Here is a 19,332-nt window from a genome sequence, read left to right on the forward strand (position 1 = left end):
CTTGGCTTCCTTGGCTTCCTCCGGTCACGCGGGCGCGTGCACGCGGACCTGCTGGGGGCGTACGACGCGGTCCCCCATGCGGTAGCCGTGCCGTACGACCTCCGCGACGTCGCCGGCGAGCTCCGGCCGGGGCGCGGGGACGGTGCCCACGGCCTCCTGGAGGGCGGGGTCGAAGCGCCCGGCGGTGACCGGGATGCGGGTCATGCCGTACTTCTCCAGGAGGGTCAGCAGCTCTGCGCCGACCGAGTCGCCGAAGCCGCCGTCGACGCCGAGGTGGCGGTCGATGCGGTCCAGGAGGAGGACGAGGTCGTACAGGAGCGGCTGCACCAGCCGGCCCTCGGCGGCCCTGCGGGTGTGGTCGAGCTCGGCGCGCAGTTCGTCCAGACCGCGCCGTCCCTCACGGTCGTTGAGCAGCCGGCGGCGGAACTGGTCGCCGAGCGCGGCCATTTCCTCGCGCAGGCCGTCGACGGCGTCGGCCACCACGGCCAGGGGGTCGGGCGCGGGCTCCTCCGCGGTCTGCGGGGCGGGGCCCTCCGGCGGCACCTGCGGCACCTCCGGCGGCGCGGGGGGCTGCGGGGGCACCTCCGGCAGGGGTGCCGGTGGTACCACCGGCACCACCGGCACGGGCGGGACCTGCGGAGGCTGCGGAGGCAGCGGTGGCGGGGTGCTCATGCGCGGCTCCAGTACTGCTGCGGCGGGTTGAGGAGGTGCCGAGGGAGGGACGCGCGGGTGTGCCACCAGCGCGGTCGGAAGCCGATCCACGCGATGAGCGCGAGGGCGGCGAGCGCCACGAACCAGGCGTAGGGCCTGGCCGGCGTGAGCGGCACCCCGACGGCCGGGACGAGGACCCAGAGCATGCTCTTGTGCCACCGCCAGGTCTTGCCCAGGGACTCGGCGGCGAGCCCCCGGTAGAACTCCAGCCGCCCCAGCAGGTCCGGATCGGCCGGGCGGACGGCCAGGCCCTGGTCGACGCAGTGCAGGATGCGCCGGGCGGCCTCCTCGGAGGCGACGACCAGCCTCCGGGTGACCGGGTGCGTGATCATCGAGCCCTCGGCACGCAGCGACCAGATGCGGCTGATCTGGTTGCGCAGCCCGGTGTGGCCGGGACTGTGCGCCAGGGCCTTCTCGTACCAGGTCAGCGCCTCGTCGAAGCGCGAGGAGGCGTACAGGCCGTCGCCGACGGCGAGTTCGGTCCCGAGGTCGCCCGGCGCCAGGTCGTCGGCCTTCATGTACCAGGTCAGGGCCGTGTGGTGGTCGCCGAGCGCGGTGTGGACGTTGCCGATCTGGAAGTGGTTCGCGGCGTCGTCCGGGTCCAGCTGCAGCGCCCTGCGGTGCTCCTGCAGGGCGTCCTGGTAGGCGCCGAGGTCCTGGTGGACGGCGCCCAGCAGCCGCCAGGCGTAGGCGTTGCGGTCGTCGTGGTGCACGGCCTGGCGGAGCTCGTACTCGGCGGCCTGCAGGTCGCCGTCCTCGATGTTCCGCTCGGCGTTGCCCACCCAGTCGCGTACGGTGCCGCCGAGGGTCGGCTGTACGGCTTCAGGCTCCCGGGGCCCCGGCCCCTTCTTCAGGGACCGGGCCAGCCGCTGGTCGTACAGGGCGCGGGCGGAAGGGTCGGTGAGCGCCTTGCGGGCCTCCAGCACGCGCCGCACCTTGTCCTCGGCCTCGCGGCGCTTGTCGGCAGTGGGGGCCTTGCTCGCCTTCCCCGCCCAGCTGCGGTGCTCGCGGTCGAGCTTCCTGCCGATCTCCTCGGCGCTGTCGGCGGTGCCGATCCCGAACTCGGCGTAGTAGTCGGGCACGTCCGTCGTGGTCATGGGGCGTCGGCTCCCGCTCCGGTCAGAGGGCCGCGGTGCGGGACACGCGGTCGCTGAGTTCCTCGAGCTCCTCGGTGCCCAGGTTGTCCGGGCGCTCGACCTCGAACTCGCCGAGCCACTCGCCCGAGGTCAGGTCCTTGACCTCGACGTGGATGATGCCGTCCACGTCGTAGGCGTAGTACACCTCGAAGGGCGCGCCCTTGGGGTACGGCGGGATCTTCAGGGTGCTCTCGCCGACGACCTTCACGTAGTCCAGGTCCTCGCCCTCGCCCTCGGTGACCTGCACCCGCAGCGCGGACTGGCGCTCCCGGACCGTGTAGAAGGTGTCGCTCTCCTTCGCGGGGACCGTGGTGTTGTGCGGGATGATCACCGCGTTGTACTCCGGTGAGCGGGGGGCGTCGTCGTGGACGGCGACCATGCCGAGCGACTGCGAGGTGACGTCCTTGATGGACTTCACCCTGCCCTTGGTGAGCCGGGCCAGGCCGTCGCCGGGGGCGGACTCCACGTGGGCGCCGCTGCCGATGTACTTCTTGCGCTCGGCGGCCTGTTCGGCGCGGACCTCGGCGTCCAGGGCGATCAGCGCGGCCCCCAGGGCCACCACCTCGTCCTGGCTGACGCCGCGTTCCGCGGTCCGCCCGGACAGCCGCTCCACCAGGGCCGGGACCTGCGGCATCCGCGTGGAACCGCCGACGAGCAGCACCTTGTCGACGTCGTCCCAGGTGAGTCCGGACTCCTCCAGGACGCCCTCGGTGAGGATGCGGGTGCGGTCCAGCAGTTCGGCGGTGAGCTCGTCGAACTTCTCGCGGGTGACGCGGATCTGCTCGTGCCGGCCGCCGGCCGAGAGCATGACGACGGCCTGCGGGGCGTTGGACAGGGTGCGCTTGGCGATCTCCGCCTTGTCGCGCAGTTCGGCGAGGGCGGCGGTGTCGTCGGTGAGGTCGGGGCCGCCGGCCGCCATGAAGGCGCCGTTGAGGTGCTCCATCAGCGCCCCGTCCCAGTCGAAGCCGCCGAGGTTGCGGTCCCCGTCGGTGGCGATGACGTCGTATTCGCCGTCCTCGACCTTCATCACGGTGACGTCGAAGGTGCCGCCGCCGAGGTCGTAGACGAGGACGGTGCCGACCCGCTCGTCCTCGTCCTGGTCGAGCCCGTACGCGAGGGCGGCCGCGGTCGGCTCGTTGACGATCCGCAGCACCTCCAGGCCGGCGATCCGGCCGGCGTCCTGGGTGGCCTTGCGGCGGGCGTCGTCGAAGTAGGCGGGGACGGTGATCACGGCGCGCTCGACGGGCTCGCCGAGCATCATCTCGGCGTCCTCCTTGAGCCGCTTGAGGATCAGCGCGGAGATCTCCTCGGGGCGGAAGGGGGTGCCGGACTCTGAGGTGTAGACGGGCGTGGGCTCGCCCATGTAGCGCTTGACGAACTGCACCACGTGGTCCGGGGCGGTGGCCGCGGAGCGTTTGGCCTGCGAGCCGACGACGACGACGTCGCCCTGGAACATCACCACGGACGGGGTGATGTTCTCGCCCTCGCGGTTGCGGACGATGGACGCGGTGCCGGTCCGGTCCGCCACCGCGACAGCGCAGTACGTCGTGCCCAGATCGATTCCCACAACCCGTGCCACAGCCGGGCACCTCCCCGTAGCCGTACGCCAACCGAATCTGCCGGAGCGTCAATCATGCAGCATGCAGGGGTCTTTCGGGGGCGGATCGACAGGGCCGCGGGGGCCGGGCCGAGGGTCAGGCGCGGCCCATGGCGCGGGTCAGCGCGATCTCGACGACGACCCGGTCCGGGTTGGGGGCGGGAGTGCGGCCGTAGCGCTCGGCGTAGCGCCGTACCGCGTCGGCGACGGCGTCCGGGTCGGTGTTGATCCGGGCCACGCCCTCCAGCGTCGCCCACCGCCCCTTGTCGACCTGGCACACCGCGACCCGGGCCCCTTCGGGCCCGGCCGCCAGCACGTGGGCGACCTTCCGGCTCGCCTTGTTGGTGATCACGCGCGCCAGCCCCGCCTCGGGGTCGTACGTCACGCCCACCGGCACGACGTGCGGGGAGCCGTCGGGCCGGTGGGTCGTGAGCGTGCTCATCAGGTACTCCCGCCAGAAGGCGAGGTAGGCGGGATCCGGTTCGCGTGGGTTGACCGTCATACCGGGAAGGATGTCACCCCATCGGCGCCAGGGCGACGGAGCCCCACGCCGGGAAGGACTCCGTCCCGTCGTCGAGGACGGCGGCCACCCGGTAGACGTGGGTCGTGCCCCTGGCCGGCGCGGTGTCGGTCCAGCTCGACGGCACGGTGGGCAGGGGTAGGGCGTTGAGCTTGACGAAGGCGCGGGTGGTGTAGTCGAAGTCGTACACGTTGTAGCCGGTGATCCGGTCGCACACGGAAGCGTTCGAGCAGTGCCAGTCCAGGAGCACCCCGCCCGCGGTCGTCTCCGAAACGCTGTCCATCCGCACCGCGAGGGTGCCCGGCGCGGGGTAGGGGGTGTCCACCATGTCGATCGGCGTGACGTCCAAGGTGGCGGCAACGGTGTCCGCGGTGGCGTTGCCCGAGGTGTCGACGGCCACGACCAGGAAGCTCACGGGCTGGCTGCCGAGCGGCTTGACCAGGCGGTAGTGCGTGGTGCCGGCGGGGACCACGGCCGTGGTGTCCTTCTGGAAGTACCACTGGCTGGTGTAGGCGTTCAACTGCCAGGAGCCGGTGTGGACCTCGTAATGGTCGAGGTCGGCCGCCGTGCTGTCGTCCCAGTCGAGTTCGATGCCGTACTTCTCGGCCGTGCCGGTGAGGCCGGTGACGGCGGCCGGCGGGCCCGAGACCGCGGTCAGGGTGACCGAGGGCGCCTGGGACCTGGCGGACTCGTTGCCGGAGGCGTCGACCGCGGTGACCGCGTAGGAGTACGTCCCGGCCGTGCCGCCGGGCATCTGGTCGTTCAGGTACAGCTCGGTGGACGGGGCGCTGTCCGGGGCGAGCCGGACCCAGGCGCCGTCGGCGCCGGTGCGGCGGTACACGCGGTAGGACCGCAGGTCGCCGTCCTTGCCGGCGGCCCAGGTCACCGTCACGGCGCCGGTGGACTCGGAGTACGTCGCCAGGACCCCGGTCGGTACGGCCGGAGCGGTCCTGTCGGTGCTGGCGACCGTGATCATGGTGGAATCGGCCGAGGCGTGGCCCGCCTTGTCGACTGCCGTGAGCGTGTAGACGTACTTCGCACCCGTGGGCGGCGGGGTGTCGCCGAAGCGGGGCGAGGTCACCAGGCCGGTCCCGCCGATCCTGGTCCAGACGGTCGCGGTCGCGAGCCTGCGGTAGACGCGGTAGCCGGCCAGGTCCATCTCGGCGTTCGGGGACCAGGTCAGACCGGCCTTGGCCGTGCTGCCGGAGTACGTGGCGCGCAGGCCGGCCGGGGCCAGTGGCTTGATCTTGTCGACGGAGGCCGACGTGCGGGGCGCGTAGCCGAACGTCACGTTGGCCTTGCCCTTGAAGGCGGCGAAGTCGACGCGGATGGTGTGCCTGCCCTTGGGGACGGTGAGGTTGACCGTCTTCTTCTGGGTCTTGCTCACGTCCTTCCAGAGGCTGATCTTGCGGTTGCCGTCGAGGTAGACGCGGATGCCGTCCTGTGCGGTGGTGCTGAAAGCGAACGGGCCGCCCGATCCGAAGTTCCTCGTCACCGTCCAGCGGACACCGAAGTTGTCCTTGGGCAGTGAGACGCCGGCCGGGTCGGCCGAGCCGTAGTTCTCGCTGATCTTCGTGTCGCAGACGGTCTTCTTGGGGGTGCCGTTGAAGGTCGTGCCGGCGTAGTAGGACGCCTTCCACACGTTGGTGCCGCAGGTGACGGCGGTGGTGGCGTGTGCCGGAACGGCGCCGGCGGTGGTGGCCCATGCGAGGGCGGCAGCGGCGACCACGGCTGCGGAGTGGCGTATGGACATGTCAGTGGATCCCCTCCCCTGGGGATTGATCGTGGCAGAGATGCGGAGAACTGCAAGGGCTTTCTGCGCCCGTCGCTGGCATTCACAGACTTGAGTGGAATAGACTCAACTTGTCTCACGCTGGAGTAGGCAGGTCCGAAACGGTTCCGGAAGGACCCAGAAGGAGGAGTACGCGGACGTGGACGCCGAGCTGACCAACAAGAGCCGCGAGGCCCTGAACGCCGCCAACACCAAGGCGGTCTCGGCCGGGCATGCGGACCTCACCCCCGTGCACCTGCTGCTGGCGCTGCTGGAGCAGCCGGAGAACGACAGCGTGCTGGACGTCCTCGCGGCCACCGGCGCGGACGCCGCCGCGGTGCGTTCCGGCGCCGAGCGGCTGCTGGGCGGACTGCCCAGCGTCCAGGGCAGCACGGTGGCGCCGCCGCAGGCGAACCGCGAACTGCTCGCCGTGATCGCCGACGCGGCGGGGCGGGCGAAGGAACTCGGGGACGCGTACGTGTCCACCGAGCACCTGCTCATCGGCATCGCCCTCAAGGGCGGAGCGGCCGGTGGGCTGCTGAAGGAGTACGGTGCGACCGGCAGCAGGCTGCAGGACGCCTTCGAGCAGATCAGGGGAGGTCAGCGCGTGACGACACCCGACCCCGAGGGCACGTACAAGGCGCTGGAGAAGTACGGCACGGACTTCACCGCGGCGGCCCGCGAGGGCAAGCTCGACCCGGTGATCGGCCGGGACAACGAGATCCGGCGCGTGGTGCAGGTGCTCTCCCGGCGCACCAAGAACAACCCGGTGCTCATCGGCGAGCCCGGCGTCGGCAAGACGGCCGTCGTCGAGGGCCTGGCCCAGCGGATCGTCAAGGGCGACGTGCCCGAGAGCCTGCGCAACAAGCGGCTGGTCGCCCTGGACCTGGGCGCGATGGTCGCGGGCGCCAAGTACCGCGGCGAGTTCGAGGAGCGGCTGAAGGCCGTGCTGGCGGAGATCAAGGCCAGCGACGGCCGGATCATCACCTTCATCGACGAGCTGCACACCGTCGTCGGCGCGGGCGCCGGCGGGGACTCCGCGATGGACGCGGGCAACATGCTCAAGCCGATGCTGGCCCGCGGCGAGCTGCGCATGGTCGGCGCGACCACCCTCGACGAGTACCGCGAGCGGATCGAGAAGGACCCGGCCCTGGAGCGCCGCTTCCAGCAGGTGCTGGTGGCCGAGCCCAGCGTCGAGGACACCATCGCGATCCTGCGCGGTCTCAAGGGACGCTACGAGGCGCACCACAAGGTGCAGATCGCCGACGCCGCCCTGGTCGCGGCCGCGACCCTCTCCGACCGCTACATCACCGCCCGCTTCCTGCCCGACAAGGCCATCGACCTGGTCGACGAGGCCGCCTCGCGGCTGCGCATGGAGATCGACTCCTCGCCGGTCGAGATCGACGAGCTGCAGCGCTCCGTCGACCGCCTCCGCATGGAGGAGATGGCGCTGGAGAAGGAGACCGACGAGGCCTCCAAGCAGCGTCTGGAGAAGCTGCGCAAGGACCTCGCCGACAAGGACGAGGAACTGCGCGGCCTCACCGCCCGCTGGCAGAAGGAGAAGGAGGGCCTGAACCGGGTCGGTGAGCTCAAGGAGCGTCTGGACGACCTGACCACCCGGATCGAGCGCGCCCAGCGCGACGGCGACTTCGAGGCCGCGTCCAAGCTGCTGTACGGCGAGAAGCCGAAGCTGGAGGCGGAGCTCGCCGAGGCCACCGAGGCCGAGGAGGTGGCCAAGCGGGGCACCATGGTCAAGGAGGAGGTCGGCCCGGACGACGTCGCCGACGTGGTCGCCGCCTGGACCGGCATCCCGGCCGGCCGCCTGATGGAGGGCGAGACGCAGAAGCTGCTGCGCATGGAGGAGGAGCTCGGCAAGCGCCTGATCGGCCAGGGCGAGGCCGTGCGCTCGGTGTCCGACGCGGTGCGCCGCTCCCGCTCCGGCATCGCCGACCCCGACCGCCCGACCGGTTCCTTCCTCTTCCTCGGCCCGACCGGTGTCGGCAAGACCGAGCTGGCCAAGGCGCTGGCGGACTTCCTCTTCGACGACGAGCGGGCCATGGTCCGCATCGACATGAGCGAGTACGGAGAGAAGCACTCCGTCGCCCGCCTGGTCGGTGCCCCTCCCGGCTACGTCGGCTACGAGGAGGGCGGTCAGCTGACCGAGGCGGTGCGTCGCCGCCCGTACTCCGTGGTGCTGCTGGACGAGGTGGAGAAGGCCCACCCCGAGGTCTTCGACGTCCTGCTCCAGGTGCTCGACGACGGCCGGCTCACCGACGGCCAGGGCCGTACGGTCGACTTCCGCAACACCATCCTCGTCCTCACCTCCAACCTCGGCAGCCAGTACCTGGTCGACCCGGTGCTCGGCGACGAGCAGAAGAGGGAGAGCGTGCTGGAGACGGTGCGGGCTTCGTTCAAGCCCGAGTTCCTCAACCGGCTCGACGACATCGTGGTCTTCAGCGCCCTGAACAAGGACGAGCTGCGCCGCATCGCCCGGCTGCAGACCGACCGCCTGGCGGCCCGGCTGCGCGACCGGCGGATCGCCCTCGACGTCACCGACGAGGCTCTGGACTGGCTCGCCGAGGAGGGCAACGACCCCGCCTACGGCGCCCGTCCGCTGCGCCGGCTGGTGCAGACCGCCATCGGCGACCAGCTGGCCAGGGAGATCCTGGCCGGCGAGGTCAGGGACGGCGACACGGTGCGGGTCGAGCGGGTCGGCGACCGGCTGCTGGTGGGCGCGACCACCGGCAAGACCCTCTGAGGCACCCCGGGAACGGCACGCGAACAGGGCACGGCGGGCCGCGCTTGCACGGCGCGGCCCGCGGTGAGGGAGGATGGGTGTATCCGTACGAAGGGAACTGCAAGGTGAGCATCGACCCGTCCTCGATTCCGAATTTCGGGGGCCAGCCGGACCCCCAGCCCGGCCCTGCCGGGAACGTGGTCATTCCTGACCAGGATCTGGTCAAGCAGCTGCTGGAGCAGATGGAGCTCAAGTACGTCGTCGACGAGGAGGGCGACCTCGCCGCGCCGTGGGAGGAGTTCCGCACCTACTTCATGTTCCGCGGGGAGGAGGACCAGCAGATCTTCGCGGTCCGCACCTTCTACGACCGGCCGTACAGCATCGAGGACAAGCCTCAGCTGCACGAGGCGCTCGACGACTGGAACCGCCGCACCCTGTGGCCGAAGGTCTACACCCACACGCACGACGACGGCACGGTCCGTCTGATCGGCGAGGCCCAGATGCTGATCGGCCTCGGCGTCGGCCTGGAGCACTTCGTCTCCAGCACCGTCAGCTGGGTCCGGGCCTCCATCGAGTTCGAGAAGTGGATCCTCGAGGCCCTCGGGCTGGAGAAGGACGCGGAGTCCACGGACGACGACGGCGACGGCGAGGACTGAGCGCGCCCCCACGGGCGTACACGGACCGCACGAGGGCAGCCCGTCCGCCACGCGACCGCCGGTGAGCGGGCGTGCGCGGGCGGGCTGTCCTGCTCCGGTCCCGGCCGGACGCGCGCCCCGACCGGCCCCGGCCCGCCCACGGCCTCAGAGCCGGCGCAGCCGCTCCACGCTCTCGCGCAGCACGTCCTCGCGCTTGCAGAAGGCGAAGCGCACCAGGCTGCGGCCCTCCTCCGCGTCGTCGTAGAAGATCACGTTGGGCACCGCCACCACCCCGCAGCGCTCGGGCAGCGCCCGGCAGAACGCCAGGCCGTCCTTCTCGTCGAGCGGCCGGATGTCGGTGGTCACGAAGTACGTGCCCTCCGGGCGGAAGACCCGGAACCCGGCCGCCTCCAGGCCGTCGGAGAGCAGGTCCCGCTTGCGCCGCAGGTCCTCGCGGAAGTCCCGGTAGTAGGCGTCCGGCAGCCGGAGCGCCTCGGCCACGGCGTACTGGAACGGCCCCGCGCTCACGTACGTCAGGTACTGCTTGGCCGCGCGCACCGCGTCGACCAGGACGGGGGCGGCGGTCACCCAGCCGACCTTCCAGCCCGTGAACGAGAACGTCTTGCCCGCGCTCGAGATGGTGACCGTGCGGTCGCGCATCCCCGGGAAGGACGCGAGCGGCACGTGCTCCGTGCCGTACGTCAGGTGCTCGTAGACCTCGTCGGTGACCACGATCAGGTCGCGCTCGACGGCCAGCTCCGCGATCGCCGCCAGCTCCTGCCGGGTGAGGACCATGCCGGTCGGGTTGTGCGGGCTGTTGAGCAGCAGCAGCCGGGTCCGCGGGGTGACCGCCGCGCGCAGGGCGTCCAGGTCCGGGCGGAAGGACGGCGCGCGCAGGGTGAGCGGGACGCGGCGGGCGCCGGACATGGCGATGCAGGCGGCGTACGAGTCGTAGAAGGGCTCGAAGGCGATCACCTCGTCGCCCGGTTCCAGCAGCCCGAGCATGGCGGCCGCGATGGCCTCGGTGGCGCCCGCGGTGACCAGCACCTCGGTGTCGGGGTCGAAGCCGAGCCCGTGGAAGCGCAGCTGGTGCTCGGCGACGGCCAGGCGCAGTTCGGGCACACCGGGCCCGGGCGGGTACTGGTTGCCGCGGCCGTCGCGCAGCGCGCGCACGGCGGCCTCGCGCACCTCCTCGGGGCCGTCGGTGTCCGGGAAGCCCTGGCCGAGGTTGATCGCACCGGTGCGGACGGCGAGGGCGGACATCTCGGCGAAGATCGTGGTCCCGAACTCGGCGAGTGCGCGGTTGAGCGGGGGTCGCGAGGAGGTCATGCCCGCCATCCTCCGCCGAACCTCTGGACTTCCTCAACGTAGCTTCGTGGGTGAGCACCTGCGGTGGTACCCAACACGCCCCCTCTGACCAGGGGGGAGGCCGTCGTCGTCTGGCGTCGTCTGTCGTCGTTGGCTGCCCTCGGACGGCCCACAGACGGCCCAGGATCGCCGGGCCGTACGCTCTGGCCATGATGATGACCTGGGCTGACTTCTGGGCATTGATAGACACCCTGGGCGGTAAGACTGATGAAGCTGGTTGCCGCCGCCTTGCTGCAGAGCTGAGTAATCGCCCGGTTCCCGACATCCAAGGCTTCGCAGAGCGCCTGGCCGAGGCGTTGTACCGTCTGGATCAGGAGAAGTTCGGCACCCTGCCCGTCGCCGACCTGACGCTGCGAGACGGTGAACCCCTCCCGCAATCCGCAGACAGTTTCCTGTATGCACGCTGTGCTGTGGTGGCTGCCGGCCAATCCGTCTGGGAGTCCGTGTTCTTCGACGTCGACCAGTTCGCCCCGTACACCGCCCCTACGCGCGACGGCGAGTCGCTCCTCTACGTGCCTGATCAGGCCTACGAACTGGCAACCGGGCAGGAGTGGGATCGGTCCACGCGCTACTGCTTCGAGACATTCTCGAATCAGGACGGCTGGCCACACCTGCAGGCCTGAGGCCGGCGGAGCCTCAATGGCTGCGTCAAGCCCGAGAACGACCTTGAAAACCGTCGTGGCAGCGATGTCACCGTGGGTTCAAATCCCACACTCTCCGCAGTAGGCCGGCGAAGGCGCTGGACAGAAGGGGTGCCCCAAGACACGGGGGCGCCCCTTCTTCATGCCTGCTGGCACCGTGATTCCCCGCGGTTCACCGTCTGATCGGGCACGCCAGGGGCACGGCGGCCGTGGGGGAAGATGGCAATGTGCAGCTCCCCTACGTCTACCGCGTCACCAAGTACGACCCCGCCGACCGTGACGCACACGGGCATTACACCGGCAGTGAGGACACCGTCAGCGATCACGGCGAGGTCGAGGCGTCTTACCTTTAGGCGGTCGCGGCCTTTGCCAGGGACACCGGTGTCGATCACCTGGCCGTACGTGAACCACAGGTCCCGTCCCTCGCGCACTTCGGTGTGGAGCCTGCGGTGGACGGCTTTGGGCTGGACGGGCTCTTCCCTGCTGGCCCTGTCGGTTTCTATGACGGGGCAGAAGTATCGCTCGAAATCGGGCTGCAGCTGGTGCGCGCCATGTTGCGCGACAACGGTGCCTGGTGCCGGTTGGAGGCCGAAGGCACGTTCGCGGTCCATGTGGGATGGGACCAGTACCTCTACATCAGCAGCAGCCGGCCTTGCGAGGAAGCGTTGGCCCACACCCGGGAGCTCGGACTGTTCCCAGAACGCCTGGACGTCTTTCCGTATGCCTTCGAGGCCGAAGAGGAGGAGCAGGTCACCCAGCGGCCCGGCGATGACGACTTCTGGGCCGACCTGCACAGGGCAGTCACCAACGGCAGCGCCGGAATCCTGGAAGAGACGTATCTCGAAGGCGCCTCACGATGGCACCACCTCGACCGCGACACCGTCGACACGGTTCGCGCCGGAATGGCTCCCCGGGCCCGTCTGTCCGTCTGGCCGCCCTTGTCCTCCGACATCAATGCCGTCCTGGAAGCCCTCCCCGCAGAAGGTCTCGTCGAAGGCGTCTGGCAGGACAACGACGGTCGCATCCACAGCGCCATCGCCGACGAGACCGCATTCCCGGAGCTGACCGCACGTATGCGCAGCGCCCGCGCCGCCGTACTACTGTCCACGTACGCGGGTGAAAGTGTCCCTCTGTTCACAGCTGTCATGCCAGACAACGACGGAGTTCTGCGGGCTCGTTGGCGAACCGGAGCCTCAATGGCTCAGGCAAGCGCCGCCGCACTCGAAGCGGGGAGCGCCAGTTTGGAAGACTGAGGCCGCGGACTGCGCCTCACCTGGGCGGACGCTGACCTGCGGCAACGCGGTCCCGTCGCCGCTGTTCCCCGTGGCTCCCCCTGCGACCCCGCCCGACGTGGCACGCGTGTGGCACGCACTATGGTTCGCCCATGAATCGCGCTCTCTGGACGGTCCTGGCCTTCGTGCTCTCCGTTTTTGCGGTCGGCGGCCTCAACAGTGCCATCAACGGCGCTGTGGGCGGCGGCGACGTGCCGAGTATCCTCGTCGCCCTCGTCATCAGCACCGTTCTGTTTTTCGCTGCGCGTGGTGCGTGGAGGCGGGTGGTTGGGAAGCACTAGACGCACCCGGCGGGTTCGCAGTCGACGAGCCGGTCAGTTCTTCTGGAAGTGATTCGGCGCATCCCTGACCTGCGCTTCCTTCTGTATCCCAACTTCTGACCTGCGGAGCGGCGGTCGGCCGCTGTCGTCGTTTGTCACTGTTGGCCACCCGTAGACGGCCCAGCAACGGCCCGAGAGCTAGCGATGCCGCCGCCTCTTCTGCAACTGGGACAATCCCGAGGTGAGCTACCCCGCAACAGACGAGCTGTCGTCAGCAGAGCGCGCATTCATGATCAATGCGACGGAGATTGACATCCTGCCGGGCGTCCGGGGAGATCTGGATGAACCGTTGGCATCCGCCGGTCCCACCGAGCTTGCGGCAATCCTTCTGCCGCTCATCGACAAGGGATGGATTGAAGTCTCCCGCTGCATCCCCTGGACCACCGTTGACGGCACACCGGGACTTCAGCCTGGACCATCCATCCCACGGCACGACCTTCCAGCCTTGCTGGCCGATGCTGACAACTGGGAGTACCCGGAAGACTTCGAGTGGCTGGGTCGCCTCACGCTCGTCCTTACCGAGGCCGGGCAGCAGATTCCCCGGTGACCTCCGTTCGCCCGGCGTCAAGGTTGGCGTAGCGGCTTTGCACGGGAGCTGCCATGGGGCGAGAGATCGGGGCCCGTACGCTGGCCGCGAATCGGGCTGGCTCCCTGCCTGCCCGCAATAGCCCGATGTGGGTCCCGATCTTCGAGGCTCGCCCCATGGTGGCTGTGTAAAACCGTGGAGCCGACCGCCCCAGCCACAGAGGGTTGCCTCCTCAGGCACCCCTCGCGCCGCCGCGCTCTGCGCGGCGGGAGCGCCTTGATGAGGTAGAGAAATCCGTAACAGTGCAGCTCAGTCGGTTGTCGGATCGTCTTCGTCGGTGACGCGGAACTCGTAGCTCAGTGAGTAGCGGTCGCCGGGGATGATGATGTCGGCGATCTCGACGGGGCGTTCGTCGGTGAGGTGACAGCTCGCCTGCTGTTCACCAACGCCGGCGGAGGCATCGTGTGGCGGAGCAACTTCAACGCCCACGACTGGAAGCCCGCTCTCGCCTCGATCGGCCTCATCCCGGAGGCGGAGGAAGGGAAGCGCTACGTCTCCGCCCGTGAACACGGCATGCACGCCCTCCGGCACTTCTACGCCTCGGTACTCCTCGACTCCGGGGAGAGCGTGAAGGCCGTGAGCGAGTACATGGGACACGCCGACCCGGCGATGACCCTTCGCGTGTACGCGCACCTGATGCCCAACAGCCGCGAGCGATCCCGGCGAGCCGTTGATCGAGTCCTTGGGCCGCCGCACGTTGAAGATCACGGCCCCTAGACGGCCCAGTCGCCCACCCTTGGCCCCTGGTTCTGGTTCCGATGCAGACCAGGGGCCTTCGCGTACCCGGAAACCTCTGGACTTCCTCAACTTTGCTTTCGGCCGCGGACGGCGGGGGCATCACCGTCGCACAACGAAAAGCACGGAAAGCGGGGGTGGGAACGATGGGCGCGTTGGTCGTATTGCTCGTCTTCGGCGCGATAGTGGGGCTCGTCGTCCTGGCGGCGAGGAAGGGCGGCCGGCGGAGGGGCCGGCGGCACTCGTACAGCTCCTCCGCCGGGGGCGCCGGGGCCGGCTGGTGGGCGGGGGGCGCGGGCTCCTCCGACGGGGGAGGCGGTGGCCACCACGGGGGAGGCCACCACTCCTGCGGCGGCGGGAGCTCGTGCGGCGGGAGCTCGTGCGGCGGGGGCGGCGGTGGCTGTGGCGGCGGGGGCTGCGGCGGCGGAAGCTGACGATACGAAATTGCGTATTGCCCGTGCCGAATCGCATATGCGCCCGGTGGGTTACTCACCCGTCGGGCGCATTTGTAGTGAACACCTGAACCCGTCCGGGCCCTTGCGGATGTAAAGGGGGTGGAGATGGGTAAAAACGCTGAAGGCGACGCGCCATTCATGATTGCGTATTCACCGACCCCTCGTGGGCACGAGCCGACGGACGTTCTCCCCCCACAGGCGCGGGTCGGCGCGTCCTCTCCCACCATGCCCGTGACCTCCCCTCGCTTGCTCGCGATGTGCCTGCGGAGCCGACTTTATGCTCACCATGCTTCAGACCGCCTACACCGACACCCGCGCCGGCGACCTGGCCTGGTGTCTGGGGAAGGACGAGCTGCCGGCGCTCGCCGTGCTCGACCGCGAGCTCCCGGGCGCCGGTTCCGACGCGCCCGCGGCCCCCGGCGTCCAGGTTCAGCTGCGGCTGCTCGGCGCCTCCCACCAGGTCATCCTGGACTCGGCCCGCGGCCGCTGCTCGGAGACCGTCGCCTGCCTGCCGGGCACCAGCGCGCCGCTGCCGTTCGGTGTGGCGCGGCGGATCGCCGGCTGGGACTACGAGTTCGCGGCGCGGATCGAGACGCTCTCCCGGGGAGGCTTCGCGGGGCGGGCGCAGGAGCTGCTCGCGCTGGTGGCCGATCACCCCAATGGCCTCGCGGGGACGTTCCCGGGTGATCCGCACGCCTTCACCGCGATGCTGGTGCAGTACCGCGGCGGCAGCGTCCTGTGGCGCACCTGGCACGCGTACCCCCAGGAAGGACGCCTGGTGGCGACCCGTTCGACCCTCAGCGCGCAGCCGTGAGCGCGGTGGTACGCCCGTGGCCGACACGGCGTCAACGCGCCGCCAAGTGCCACGAATTGCACCCCTGTGGGTGACGTGGACCGCCACATACCTGACATAGCGTGCAAGCATGATCGACCAGTCCACCTCCCGTACGGCCCGGGCCGCCCCGCGCGTCTGCAGGCTGCGGCTCCCCGTCCCGGTGGCCGCGGCCAGGGCGCTGGTCCTGGCCGCGGTCTTCGTCTGCGCCGCCTGCGGCCTGGTGTACGAGCTCGAACTGGTCGCCCTCGCCTCGTACCTGGTCGGCGACTCCGTGACGCAGGCGTCGATCGTGCTGTCCGTGATGGTCTTCGCCATGGGCGTCGGCTCCCTGCTGGCCAAGCGGCTCAGCTGCGCGCCGGCGATCGGCTTCGCGGCCGTCGAGATCGTGCTGGCGCTGGTCGGCGGGCTCTCGGTGATGGCGCTGTACGCCAGCTTTGCCTGGTTCGGCCAGTCCCGGCCCGCGATGGCGGTCTTCGCCTTCGCGATCGGCGTTCTCATCGGCGCCGAGATACCGCTGCTGATGACGCTGATCCAGCGGGTCCGGCGGCAGGACGCGGGCGGTGCGGTCGCCGACCTCTTCGCCGCGGACTACGTGGGCGCGCTGGTCGGCGGGTTGGCCTTCCCCTTCCTGCTGCTGCCCTGTTACGGCCAGCTGACCGGGGCGCTCGTCACGGGCGCGGTCAACGCCGTGGCGGGCGGCGCCATCGTGCTCTGGCTCTTCCGCAGTGACGTCACGCCACGTGCCAGGGCCCGGCTGATCGCCGCCAACCTCGTGGTCCTCGCGGTGCTGGCGGCGGCGGCCTGGGCCGCCGGGCCGTTCGAGCGGGCGGCCCGGCAGGCGGTGTACGGCGGCGACGTGCGGTTCGCCGAGCAGACCGCCGTCCAGGAGGTCGTGCTCACCTCGGCTCCGTTGCAGCTCTTCCTCGACGGCCGGCTGCGGGTCCGCGACCGGGACGAGTACCGCTACCACGAGGCGCTGGTGCACCCCGCCATGGCGGGCCGGCACCGCCGGGTGCTGATCCTCGGCGGTGGCGACGGGCTCGCGCTGCGCGAGGTGCTGCGCTACCGGGGGGTCGGCTCGGTGACCCTGGTCGACCCCGACGCCCGGCTCGTCGCCCTGGCGCGGGACGACGCGGCGCTGGCCCGCCTCAACCGGCACGCCTACCGCGACCCCCGGGTCGAGGTGGCCGCCGCGGACGTCTTCGACTGGCTGCGGCAGGAGGGCCCGCCGCGACCGCCGGGCGGGTACGACGTCGTGCTCGCCGACCTCCCCGACCCGGGGATCTCGCGCAGCGCCAAGCTGTACTCGCAGGAGTTCTACGGGCTGGCCGGGCGCGTGCTCGCCCCGGGTGGGCGGCTCGCGGTGCACGCGGGAGCGCCCGGCGCCGCCCGGCGCGGCTTCTGGACCGTCGACGCGACGGTACGGGCGTCCGGGCTGCGCACCGCCGACTACTGGATCGGCACCGGCCGCGAGGACGAGGACTGGGGCTTCGTCCTCGCCGCCCGGCACCGCGCCCCGGCCCCGCGGCTGCCCGCGGACGCGCCGCGGCTGCGGTCGCTGTCCCCCGCCGTGCTCGCCTCGGCGGTCCGGCGGGCCGCGCGGTCCCCGCTGCGTGACCTGCCCCCGTCGACGCTGATGCATCCGCGCTCCGGGTGAGGGCGAACCGGCGGTGAATCGGCACCGAAGCACCGGCCGGCGGATTAGGCTCGCGGCATGGAGCCGCATGAGGTGTTCGTTCCGTTTCCGGCCGAAACCATTCGCCGGTCCCTCGCCGACCTGGAGCGCGTGGCGCGCTGCGTGCCCGGCCTCCAGCGGGACGCCGGCGCCGAGGAGGGGCTCGCCGGCCGGCTGAGGCTCCGGATCGGCGGCTCGACCATCACCTACCGCGGCACGCTGCGACTGGTCCCGCGCGGCGGCGGGCTGGCCGTCGAGGGCGAGGCGGTGGAGTCGCGCGGCGCGGGCACGGTCAAGCTGGCGCTGGAGCTCGGCGTGGACGCCGTGTCGGGCGGTGCCCTGCTGACCTTCACCGGCACCGTGCAGGCCGACGGGCGGCTCGGCGAGTACGAGGAGGCGACGGTCACCTCCGCCGGCCACCGCCTGCTGGACCGTTTCGTCGCCGCGCTCACCTCCGACCTGGAGGAGCAGGCACCGGCCGGGGCGCCCGAGCCGGTTGTGGAGGACGCCGGTGTCGAGGACCTCGCCGACGACCTGCCCGCGCAGCTCGACGAGTTCGCCGGGCACGACGCCCAGGAGCTGCGTGAGCTGGAGGAGCTCCCCGAGCTGGAGGACGCGGACGGCGCGGAGGCCGTCGGCGAGGTGCTGCCCGGAGCGGAGGCGGTGGCCAGGGTCCCCGAGGACCCGGCCGGGATCGACCTGCCCGCGGAGGCCGCGCACGCCCGCCGCACCCTGATCGGCCGCAGCGCCGAGGAGGTCGACCACGCCCCGCCGCGCGGCCGCTACGCCCCGGTGCCCGCACCGCAGAGCGGCGCCGCGGCCGCGTCGCTGCGCCGTTACGCGCCGGCCGCGGCGGCGCTGCTGCTGTCGGCCGTGGTCGCGGGGCGGGTGCTGCGGCGGCGCAGGCGCTCGTTCCCGTAGGGTCTCATCCGTGGCCACGGATGAGACCCCTGACGGGCGAGACGACGAGCACGCAGTCCAACTCGAAGCCGGACCGGCGCGGCTGACGATCCTTCCGGATCTCGGCTGCCGTGTCGGCTCGCTGACCGTCGGCGGCGTCGAGCTGCTGCGGCAGGGCCCCAACTTCGGGTCCTTCCCGATGGTCCCGTGGTGCGGCCGCACCCGGGACGGGCAGTTCCGCAACGGCGGGGTGCTGCACCAGATGCCGCGGGACGCGGGCCCGCACGCCATCCACGGCACCGGCCGGCACGTCGCCTGGCACAAGGCCCCGGGCGCCACCGGCACCAGCGTCTGCTTCTACTACGACCTGGCCGAGCCCTGGCCGTACAAGGGCCGGGTCAGCCAGCGCTTCGAGCTGTCCGAGGACCGCCTGGACCTCACGATGAGCGTGGAGACCACGGACGACTCCTTCCCGGCCCAGGCCGGCTGGCACCCCTGGTTCCTGCGCAACCTCGGCCGGGGCGGGCAGGACGCCCTGATCGACTTCACCCCCGGCTGGATGGAGGAGCGCGGCGAGGACCACCTGCCCACCGGCCGCCGGGTGGAGCCGGGGCCCCGCCCCTGGGACGACTGCTTCGGCATGCCCGACGGTGTGGACGTCACCCTGACGTGGCCGGGCGAGCTGCGGCTGCGGATCACCAGCCCCGCCGAGTGGGTCGTCGTCTACGACGAACAGCCCCCGGCCATCTGCGTGGAACCGCAGTCGGGCCCCCCGGACGGGCTGAACACCGCGCCGCGTCTGGTCACCCCGATCGACCCGTTGGAGATGCGCGCCACCTGGGCCTGGGAGCCGCTGGGCTAGGCTCGTGGCCATGAGCGACGCGCGTGATGCCCTGCTGCAGCAGATCAAGGACAAGGCCGTGGTGCACGGCAAGGTGACCCTCTCCTCGGGTCTCGAGGCCGACTACTACATCGACCTGCGCCGGATCACGCTGGACGCCGAAGCCGCTCCGCTGGTGGGTCAGGTGATGCTCGACGCCACCGCCGACCTGGACTTCGACGCCGTCGGCGGGCTCACCCTCGGCGCCGACCCGGTCGCCACCTCGATGCTGCACGCCGCCGCGGCCCGCGGCCGCCGGCTGGACGCCTTCGTGGTGCGCAAGGCGCAGAAGGCGCACGGCATGCAGCGCCGCATCGAGGGGCCGGACATCACGGGCCGCCGGGTGCTGGTGGTCGAGGACACCTCGACCACCGGCGGCTCGCCGCTGACCGCGGTGGAGGCCGCGCGCGAGGCCGGCGCCGAGGTCGTGGCCGTCGCCGTGATCGTCGAGCGGGGCGCCGCCGGGGCCATCGCGGAGGCGGGTCTCCCGTACGTCCGCGCCTTCGGTCTGGACGATCTCGGTCTGGGCTGATTGGCC

Annotated in this window: 18 protein-coding genes and 1 pseudogene; 13 read left to right on the top strand and 6 right to left on the bottom strand. The window is 71.2% G+C overall.

Annotation, left to right across the window (positions count from 1 at the left end; genetic code table 11):
* Positions 1 to 24: 24 nt before the first annotated feature.
* From grpE to PV410_RS04935, 5 genes are all read right to left on the bottom strand, one after another.
* Positions 25 to 672, bottom strand: a complete 648-nt coding sequence (gene grpE / locus PV410_RS04915) for a nucleotide exchange factor GrpE (protein WP_500322557.1) — start codon at positions 670 to 672, stop codon at positions 25 to 27.
* Complete coding sequence (locus PV410_RS04920) at positions 669 to 1,808, bottom strand: tetratricopeptide repeat protein (RefSeq protein ID WP_500322559.1); 1,140 nt, start codon at positions 1,806 to 1,808, stop codon at positions 669 to 671. The genes grpE and PV410_RS04920 overlap by 4 nt, the downstream gene beginning before the upstream one ends.
* 22 nt (positions 1,809 to 1,830) lie before the next feature.
* Positions 1,831 to 3,426: an Hsp70 family protein gene (locus tag PV410_RS04925; protein WP_500322561.1), complete on the bottom strand. Its 1,596-nt coding sequence runs from the start codon at positions 3,424 to 3,426 to the stop codon at positions 1,831 to 1,833.
* A 115-nt stretch (positions 3,427 to 3,541) separates the two neighbouring features.
* Positions 3,542 to 3,946, bottom strand: a complete 405-nt coding sequence (locus PV410_RS04930) for a pyridoxamine 5'-phosphate oxidase family protein (RefSeq protein WP_500322562.1) — start codon at positions 3,944 to 3,946, stop codon at positions 3,542 to 3,544.
* Between the two features lie 13 nt (positions 3,947 to 3,959).
* On the bottom strand, positions 3,960 to 5,717 hold the full coding sequence (locus tag PV410_RS04935; RefSeq protein WP_500322563.1) for a PA14 domain-containing protein: 1,758 nt from the start codon (positions 5,715 to 5,717) through the stop codon (positions 3,960 to 3,962).
* A 178-nt stretch (positions 5,718 to 5,895) separates the two neighbouring features.
* Here PV410_RS04935 and clpB point away from each other — a divergent pair, with 178 nt between their 5' ends.
* Positions 5,896 to 8,493 carry an ATP-dependent chaperone ClpB gene (gene clpB, locus PV410_RS04940; protein ID WP_500322564.1) on the top strand — a complete coding sequence of 866 codons (2,598 nt, stop codon included), beginning with the start codon at positions 5,896 to 5,898 and terminating at the stop codon, positions 8,491 to 8,493.
* A 104-nt stretch (positions 8,494 to 8,597) separates the two neighbouring features.
* Positions 8,598 to 9,128, top strand: a complete 531-nt coding sequence (locus tag PV410_RS04945; protein ID WP_499512661.1) for a type III secretion system chaperone family protein — start codon at positions 8,598 to 8,600, stop codon at positions 9,126 to 9,128.
* A gap of 144 nt (positions 9,129 to 9,272) precedes the next feature.
* Here the strand turns inward: PV410_RS04945 and PV410_RS04950 are convergent, their stop codons facing one another.
* On the bottom strand, positions 9,273 to 10,436 hold the full coding sequence (locus PV410_RS04950) for a pyridoxal phosphate-dependent aminotransferase (RefSeq protein ID WP_500322567.1): 1,164 nt from the start codon (positions 10,434 to 10,436) through the stop codon (positions 9,273 to 9,275).
* 188 nt (positions 10,437 to 10,624) lie between these two features.
* Between PV410_RS04950 and PV410_RS04955 the strand changes: the two genes are divergently transcribed.
* The 11 genes and pseudogenes from PV410_RS04955 to pyrE all read left to right on the top strand — a co-directional run bounded on the left by PV410_RS04955 (position 10,625) and on the right by pyrE (position 19,326).
* A complete protein-coding gene (locus PV410_RS04955; protein WP_500322568.1) occupies positions 10,625 to 11,098 on the top strand; it encodes a DUF4240 domain-containing protein in 474 nt (157 codons plus the stop codon).
* A 245-nt stretch (positions 11,099 to 11,343) separates the two neighbouring features.
* A complete protein-coding gene (locus PV410_RS04960) occupies positions 11,344 to 11,469 on the top strand; it encodes a hypothetical protein (RefSeq protein ID WP_500322569.1) in 126 nt (41 codons plus the stop codon).
* A 96-nt stretch (positions 11,470 to 11,565) separates the two neighbouring features.
* On the top strand, positions 11,566 to 12,369 hold the full coding sequence (locus PV410_RS04965; RefSeq protein ID WP_500322570.1) for an RNA-binding protein: 804 nt from the start codon (positions 11,566 to 11,568) through the stop codon (positions 12,367 to 12,369).
* Between the two features lie 131 nt (positions 12,370 to 12,500).
* Complete coding sequence (locus tag PV410_RS04970; RefSeq protein ID WP_500322572.1) at positions 12,501 to 12,689, top strand: hypothetical protein; 189 nt, start codon at positions 12,501 to 12,503, stop codon at positions 12,687 to 12,689.
* 220 nt (positions 12,690 to 12,909) lie between these two features.
* Entirely contained in the window at positions 12,910 to 13,275 is a 366-nt protein-coding gene (locus PV410_RS04975; protein WP_500322574.1) for a hypothetical protein, read from the top strand.
* Positions 13,276 to 13,674: 399 nt separating this feature from the next.
* Positions 13,675 to 14,031, top strand: a pseudogene (locus PV410_RS04980) (tyrosine-type recombinase/integrase); the annotation flags it as partial.
* Positions 14,032 to 14,781: 750 nt separating this feature from the next.
* Positions 14,782 to 15,318 carry a DUF2617 family protein gene (locus PV410_RS04985; protein ID WP_500322576.1) on the top strand — a complete coding sequence of 179 codons (537 nt, stop codon included), beginning with the start codon at positions 14,782 to 14,784 and terminating at the stop codon, positions 15,316 to 15,318.
* A gap of 109 nt (positions 15,319 to 15,427) precedes the next feature.
* On the top strand, positions 15,428 to 16,996 hold the full coding sequence (locus tag PV410_RS04990) for a polyamine aminopropyltransferase (protein WP_500322578.1): 1,569 nt from the start codon (positions 15,428 to 15,430) through the stop codon (positions 16,994 to 16,996).
* A 57-nt stretch (positions 16,997 to 17,053) separates the two neighbouring features.
* On the top strand, positions 17,054 to 17,935 hold the full coding sequence (locus PV410_RS04995) for an SRPBCC domain-containing protein (RefSeq protein WP_500322579.1): 882 nt from the start codon (positions 17,054 to 17,056) through the stop codon (positions 17,933 to 17,935).
* Between the two features lie 10 nt (positions 17,936 to 17,945).
* The gene (locus PV410_RS05000; protein ID WP_500322580.1) at positions 17,946 to 18,776 is read left to right on the top strand and encodes an aldose epimerase family protein; all 831 of its coding nucleotides are present in this window, start codon (positions 17,946 to 17,948) and stop codon (positions 18,774 to 18,776) included.
* A 10-nt stretch (positions 18,777 to 18,786) separates the two neighbouring features.
* Positions 18,787 to 19,326: an orotate phosphoribosyltransferase gene (pyrE, locus tag PV410_RS05005; RefSeq protein ID WP_500322582.1), complete on the top strand. Its 540-nt coding sequence runs from the start codon at positions 18,787 to 18,789 to the stop codon at positions 19,324 to 19,326.
* The last annotated feature ends 6 nt before the right edge of the window (positions 19,327 to 19,332 follow it).

Origin of the sequence: Streptomyces sp. PA03-5A, from assembly GCF_033792725.1 — a bacterium.
Taxonomy (GTDB): Bacteria; Actinomycetota; Actinomycetes; order Streptomycetales; family Streptomycetaceae; genus Actinacidiphila.

Excerpts from the sequence above, each read along its gene's own strand:
- PV410_RS04955 (WP_500322568.1), top strand. The coding sequence starts at position 10,625 with ATGATGATGACCTGGGCTGACTTCTGGGCATTGATAGACACCCTGGGC.
- PV410_RS04970 (WP_500322572.1), top strand. The coding sequence starts at position 12,501 with ATGAATCGCGCTCTCTGGACGGTCCTGGCCTTCGTGCTCTCCGTTTTT.
- PV410_RS04950 (WP_500322567.1), bottom strand. The coding sequence starts at position 10,436 with ATGACCTCCTCGCGACCCCCGCTCAACCGCGCACTCGCCGAGTTCGGG.
- PV410_RS04985 (WP_500322576.1), top strand. The coding sequence starts at position 14,782 with ATGCTCACCATGCTTCAGACCGCCTACACCGACACCCGCGCCGGCGAC.
- PV410_RS04935 (WP_500322563.1), bottom strand. The coding sequence starts at position 5,717 with ATGTCCATACGCCACTCCGCAGCCGTGGTCGCCGCTGCCGCCCTCGCA.
- PV410_RS04995 (WP_500322579.1), top strand. The coding sequence starts at position 17,054 with ATGGAGCCGCATGAGGTGTTCGTTCCGTTTCCGGCCGAAACCATTCGC.
- PV410_RS04930 (WP_500322562.1), bottom strand. The coding sequence starts at position 3,946 with ATGACGGTCAACCCACGCGAACCGGATCCCGCCTACCTCGCCTTCTGG.
- PV410_RS04920 (WP_500322559.1), bottom strand. The coding sequence starts at position 1,808 with ATGACCACGACGGACGTGCCCGACTACTACGCCGAGTTCGGGATCGGC.
- PV410_RS04990 (WP_500322578.1), top strand. The coding sequence starts at position 15,428 with ATGATCGACCAGTCCACCTCCCGTACGGCCCGGGCCGCCCCGCGCGTC.
- grpE (WP_500322557.1), bottom strand. The coding sequence starts at position 672 with ATGAGCACCCCGCCACCGCTGCCTCCGCAGCCTCCGCAGGTCCCGCCC.
- pyrE (WP_500322582.1), top strand. The coding sequence starts at position 18,787 with ATGAGCGACGCGCGTGATGCCCTGCTGCAGCAGATCAAGGACAAGGCC.